5 protein-coding genes and 1 pseudogene are annotated in these 5,645 nt (G+C 35.4%); 2 read left to right on the top strand and 4 right to left on the bottom strand.

Annotation, left to right across the window (positions count from 1 at the left end; all coding sequences use genetic code 11):
- The 4 genes from RT445_RS02695 to RT445_RS02680 all read right to left on the bottom strand — a co-directional run.
- Window positions 1–461: hypothetical protein (locus RT445_RS02695; RefSeq protein WP_313469635.1), on the bottom strand; the 461-nt coding region annotated here is incomplete at its 3' end.
- 2 nt (window positions 462–463) lie between these two features.
- Window positions 464–871 carry a permease prefix domain 1-containing protein gene (locus RT445_RS02690; protein WP_274795033.1) on the bottom strand — a complete coding sequence of 136 codons (408 nt, stop codon included), beginning with the start codon at window positions 869–871 and terminating at the stop codon, window positions 464–466.
- Entirely contained in the window at window positions 868–1,197 is a 330-nt protein-coding gene (locus tag RT445_RS02685; RefSeq protein WP_274795032.1) for a PadR family transcriptional regulator, read from the bottom strand. Before RT445_RS02685 ends, RT445_RS02690 begins: the two co-directional genes overlap by 4 nt.
- A gap of 187 nt (window positions 1,198–1,384) precedes the next feature.
- Complete coding sequence (locus tag RT445_RS02680; RefSeq protein ID WP_274795031.1) at window positions 1,385–2,575, bottom strand: M14 family metallopeptidase; 1,191 nt, start codon at window positions 2,573–2,575, stop codon at window positions 1,385–1,387.
- A gap of 185 nt (window positions 2,576–2,760) precedes the next feature.
- On the opposite strand from RT445_RS02680, the gene RT445_RS02675 reads away from it, so the two are divergent.
- Window positions 2,761–5,502 (top strand): ATP-binding protein, encoded by a 2,742-nt coding sequence (locus RT445_RS02675; protein WP_312506382.1) that lies wholly within the window; start codon window positions 2,761–2,763, stop codon window positions 5,500–5,502.
- Between the two features lie 5 nt (window positions 5,503–5,507).
- Window positions 5,508–5,645: pseudogene (locus RT445_RS02670) on the top strand (CheR family methyltransferase); the annotation flags it as partial.

Genomic DNA, 5,645 nt, shown 5'->3' with positions numbered 1-5,645 from the left:
CGTTGAGCATGATATAAAGCAAGAGGCCACCACATGACTAAAAATGCGGGATAAATCGCCCAAGGATATTGTGGAGATACCATGATATTTAGCAATGCGTAATATATAATTGTAGAAGCACAGCCAATAAGTGCTGTTTGTAACGTCTTTGCTTTTTCTCCTAAATACATTAGAAGTGGCCACCAGATAATCGGATAGATGGCATAAATGAACCATAAATGATTTGGAGCGTATAGATAATTTTCGATAATAAGAAACGAGATAATTATAGCACTACAAACGATAGAGTATTGTTTATACATTTTTTTTGACATAAAAAATAATGTAATAGGCCATAGTAGAAGCAGTATGCAAGGGTAGATAAACCACATTGTTTGAGGCGATGTCGTGTAATTGACAATCCCTAAGAAAATCATTGTCATCAAGCTCCCAGCTATAGAAAAGTTAATAAAGTTCCTCATGATTATTCACCCCATCTCTTACGCGTCCACACAAAGTACATAGATAAAGGCCACCATAGAATAGCGAAGATCGGATAGATTGCCCAAATTGTATGCGGCGTGTAATAAAGATTAATGAAAATAAAAAAGGCAATAATTAAGCTACTTCCCCAAATTGAAAACTCTAAATTTAATTTTGCCATGTTTTTCTTTGCAGGCTCTTTAACGCCCAATTCTTTTTTTAAGTCTTCAATATCTCCAAATTCTACAATTGCTTTATTAATAGCATCTTCTTGTTCTTTTCCTTGATCCATCAAATAAAATACCTTTTCTTCAAGATTTTCAATAATCTCTTGTTTTACCATTTCAGTCTCGTTGTTACGAGGAATATCTTTAAAAAGCTCATCAATATGGTTTTTTATTCTTTTCATTCTAAGCCCTCCATAAATAAATCGATTATTTCTTTTACTTCCGACCATTCTTTCACTAACTCATTTAAATAGGCTCTACCTAATGGAGTAATACGGTAATACTTTCTTTTGCCTCCATGTGAAACATCTCCATAATAGGCTTCAATAATTTCCTTTTTCTCAAGTCGTTGAAAAACTGCATACAAAGTTGCTTCCTTGATTTGAAACCGATTGTTTGTACGGAGACTTATTTCCTGAGAAATTTCGTAGCCATAACGATCCTTTTCTGAAATTAGCCGTAAAATAATCGAATCCAAATGTCCTCGGATAATATCACTGCGAACCATAAGTCACCTACTTTATTTATTGCTCTATCTGTTAGAGTAATATTAGCAAACATTACTCTACCTGTCAAAGTAATTTGTTTTCTTTTTTATAGTGCTAGTATGCCGAGACAATACCACACAAAAAGACTCCACTCACTGAAAATCCTAAAAGGATTCTTTCATGGTGAGTGGAGTTCGCACAATCTTTTTACATATACAATGCAGCGAGGAAAATCCCTAAAGCTTCGTCATAAATGTCATCAAACTGGCTGAGGGGGAGAGGATTTGTACCACTTCCCAGCTCAACGGTAAAGCCCGGTCTACGCCAATCTTGAATAAACCAGTCTTTATAGCCTGCATAGCTACCTGCAGATTGAATGGGCTCATAGCCACTAACTCTACTAAATTCATTCACAAGGACTTCGGATTCTGGGGGCTCAAGATTTTCAAAGCCCCAATAAATAACGCGACCTTGTGTATGAAATGCTAGAACTCTTAAAAAATCACGTTGCTTGGTCATGTTGGCCATTGCAATGGCTTCGGGTTCAGATAAAGGCCTTTCCCCACTATAATCTCTAGGGCCAGGTGATTTGGGATTGCGGGCACTTTCTAGCTCCCATTTTGCAGGAAATTGATCATTTAAATCGATCCCATGGATATTTGCTTTCCAACCAGAAAAATCGGAGCTCCCATTATTCCATGTAATCAATTGATTTTTTAATGCTTCATCACTTGGTGGGCCTTGTAATACTAAATCGACTCCATCAGGGTTCACCATGGGTACTATAGAAAGGGATGTTTGTTGATATAAAGAAAATGGAGAAATGCCACGAATACTACTTTGATTAGTGAGGGCGAGCAAATAGTCATTTAAAAATGTTAGAATAATAGGTGTAGTAATCCATTCATTCGCATGAAACGAGCCGTTATAATGAATACGTTTAGCTCCATTGCCAATTAAAAGCTCAGGGAGTTCTTTCCCTAAAACGGAGCTCCCAATGCTTGTACTTTGGAGAAAAGGATATACGTTGAGCAGCTTTTTTATATCATTCATCATATGAGTGTACGTGTAATTTTGTTTACCTTCAACTAAGCGCCATGTAATGCGTTGAGGTATGTGAATGATCTGACCTATTTGTAAGTGATTGGGGTTGAGACCAGGATTAACGAGTAATATGGCGATGAGGGGCAGGTTTCGACTCTGTGCAATCTGCCAAAAAGAGTCCCCTTGTTTGATTTGATAGCTAATGTTTATAAAACCAGGAATACGAATGCGTTGTCCAACTCTTAAAAATTGGGGATTAATATTTTTATTGGAATCTAGAATTAGTTGAAGTGGTATGTTAAACACTTCACTAAAATGCCAAAGTGAATCTCCTGGCCTTACGATGATATCCACATGTATTCTCTCCTTAATTAGAATTCGTTCACTATATGATGTATATGAAAAAATTCTAGACTTATTAATATTAAATTGGCAAAGTTTCTTTATTGTGAATGTTAAAAGAAGAGATAATTAGTTATTTTTGCATGTATACTAGTAATAATAATAAAGTGAAAGAAAGGTAAAGGTAGGAAAACCAAATGTTAAATAAATTGAAATTGGGTATACGCTCCAAGATTACATTAGGTTATATCGTAATCATTCTTTGCTTACTTGCTGCCGTTGTCATATTAAATAATCAAATTACTTCTTTACAAAAAGAACGGAATTTTATTATTAAATACGATTCCAATGTTCAAACTTTAACCAATGAGATTGAAAAGTATGTATTAGATATGGAATCGAGTCAGCGAGGTTTCATCATTACAGGTGAACCAAGTTATCTAGAGCCCTATGATAATGCGGCTGAAAATTGGAAGTTAGATTTTAATAATCTCTATCAGCAAATGAAGGAAAAACCTTCTCAACAGGAAAAGTTAAAAGAGATAGAGGAAACGATTGAACATTGGATAAATACTTCAGGTAAGCCAACAATCCAATTGAAAAAGGATAATAATATAGAAGCGTTGAATGAATTTTTTAAAGTAGATAGTGGGCGCCAAGATATGGAGAAAATGCGCAAATTATTTGATTCCTTCCGCTCAACTGAAAATGCTTATACACAAGCAAAGGCAAGTCAATTAGACAAACAGAATAGTAAATTAACAAGTGGCTTATTTGGGATCTTAATTTTAGTTTCTGTCATTGCCATTGTGATAGCTAGTGGAATTTCACGTTCAATCGTGAGAACGATAACGGAAGTTACACAAACCATTAAAGAAATGGCTGCTACGAAAGGTGATTTCACGAGAAGAATCCATGTGAGCTCTAATGATGAAATAAATGATCTTGCTGAAGCAACAAATATACTGTTAGAGTCAGTAGAAAAGAGAGAATGGTTACAAAGTAATATTGCAGAAATCGTGACAAAATATCAAGGTGTTTCAGCAATTACAAAATTAGCTGAGATCTTCCTATCAGAAGTAGCACAGAAAACACAAGCCTCCCTTGGTGCATTCTATGTCAGAGAAGTAACAGAGGAACAAGTACATTTTGTGAAAAAGGCTGCTTTTGCTGATGGAGATGACCGTGTCGGTATTGAAAGCTTTAAAATGGGACAAGGATTAATCGGTCAATGCGCATTAGAAAAAAGGATATTATTTTATGATAATATTCCGCAAGACTATCGCTTAATTAGAACGGGTTTAGGTGAAGTAAGGCCACAAAATATTTTATTGATCCCTATAATTTTTGAGAATGAAGTTATAGCAGTGGTAGAAATCGCAACAATGACTAAATTTAGTGAGTTGCAGCAAGAATTAGTGCAGCAAGTTACTGAAACATTTGGCTTAACAGTGAATAGTGTGTTAGGGCGTATGGAAATTGTTCGTCTATTAAATGAATCCAGAGCAATGACAGAAGAATTACAGGTTCAGTCAGAAGAGCTTCAGACACAATCTGAAGAGTTACAAATGCAAACAGAAGAGCTGACAATGATTAATGAGCAACTAGAAGAGCGCACGAAAGAGGCTGAATCTAAATCTAAAGAGTTGGAGAGGGCGAAGAAGGAATTAGAAGAAAGTGCAGAACAACTAATACTTAATTCTAATTATAAATCCGAGTTCTTAGCAAATATGTCACATGAATTAAGAACACCTTTAAATAGCATATTAATTTTATCGGAGATGCTAGCAGAAAATAGTCAACAAAACTTAACAGACGAGGAAACAGAGTTTGCTAAAGTGATTCATTCTTCTGGAGAAGATTTACTTGCTTTAATCAATGATATTTTAGATTTATCAAAAGTAGAGGCTGGGAAGCTTGATATCATTTTTAATGAAGTGAATATGAGTGAAGTACCAGTGCAAATTGAACATACCTTTGCACCTGTTGCAATGAAGAAAAATTTAGCATTCGATATTTCAAAGGCAGATCATGTTGTAGATGTATTCTATACGGATGAAAAGAGATTCCATCAAATCATAAAAAATTTATTATCAAATGCGTTTAAATTTACGGAACAAGGATCTGTATCATTAGCCATTAACCAGCTAACACCACAACAATTAACAAATAATATGCAAGACATAAGCACAGATTGGCTGGAAATTACCGTATCTGATACAGGGATAGGTATTCCAAAAGACAAGCATCAGCTAATTTTTGAATCATTCCAGCAAGCAGATGGTGCTACAGTTCGGAAATATGGTGGAACTGGGCTCGGTCTTTCAATTTGTAAGGAATTTGCTAAGCTGCTTGGTGGCTGGATTACGCTGCAAAGTGCAGAGGGACAAGGAAGTAGCTTTACGTTAACGATTCCAAGTTTACCAAATGGAATTGAAGAGGAACATTGCCAAAAGCTTGCTATGAACGAAGTTGCCGCTACGACGGTAGAAGAGGAACAAATAGAAGAACAACCACAAGAAATGGAGGAAGCTCTTCAACAAGAAGTAGAGGTCTTCCAAGGGAAAAATATTTTAATAGTAGATGATGATAACCGTAATATTTATGCGTTAAAAACTGCTCTAGAAAAAAGAGGTATGAACATTTTAGTGGCCAAAGACGGACTTGAATGTTTAGAGGTCATGCAAGCTAATGCTGAGATCGATCTTATTCTGATGGATATTATGATGCCTAATATGGATGGCTATGAAGCGATGACTATTATTCGTCAACAAATGAAACGCACAGATTTACCGATTATTGCGCTGACAGCAAAAGCTATGAAAAATGATCGCGATAAATCGTTACAGGCTGGTGCATCAGATTATATTAGTAAGCCATTAAATTTAGATCAATTAATATCGGTTTTAAGAGTATGGTTGGTTTCTAAAGGGAGTTAATGAACATGGAACAATTTCAGCCTTTGGAGCAAAATATACAATTAAATAAGCAAACAAATTTAGAAATTGATTTGTTACTAGAGGCTATTTATCGTTTATCTGGGTATGATTTTCGTCAATATAATCGCTCATCGATTTCGCGT

The sequence above is a fragment of the Lysinibacillus sp. genome (assembly GCF_032093475.1).
GTDB classification, from domain to species: Bacteria; Bacillota; Bacilli; order Bacillales_A; family Planococcaceae; genus Lysinibacillus; species Lysinibacillus irui.
The sequence above is the reverse complement of the archived record's forward strand: the minus strand, read 5'-3'. Positions and strand labels throughout refer to the sequence as shown.

What these genes read in the sequence shown, in the direction of transcription:
- RT445_RS02690 (WP_274795033.1), bottom strand. Translation starts at nt 871, where the DNA reads ATGAAAAGAATAAAAAACCATATTGATGAGCTTTTTAAAGATATTCCT.
- RT445_RS02685 (WP_274795032.1), bottom strand. Translation starts at nt 1,197, where the DNA reads ATGGTTCGCAGTGATATTATCCGAGGACATTTGGATTCGATTATTTTA.
- RT445_RS02675 (WP_312506382.1), top strand. Translation starts at nt 2,761, where the DNA reads ATGTTAAATAAATTGAAATTGGGTATACGCTCCAAGATTACATTAGGT.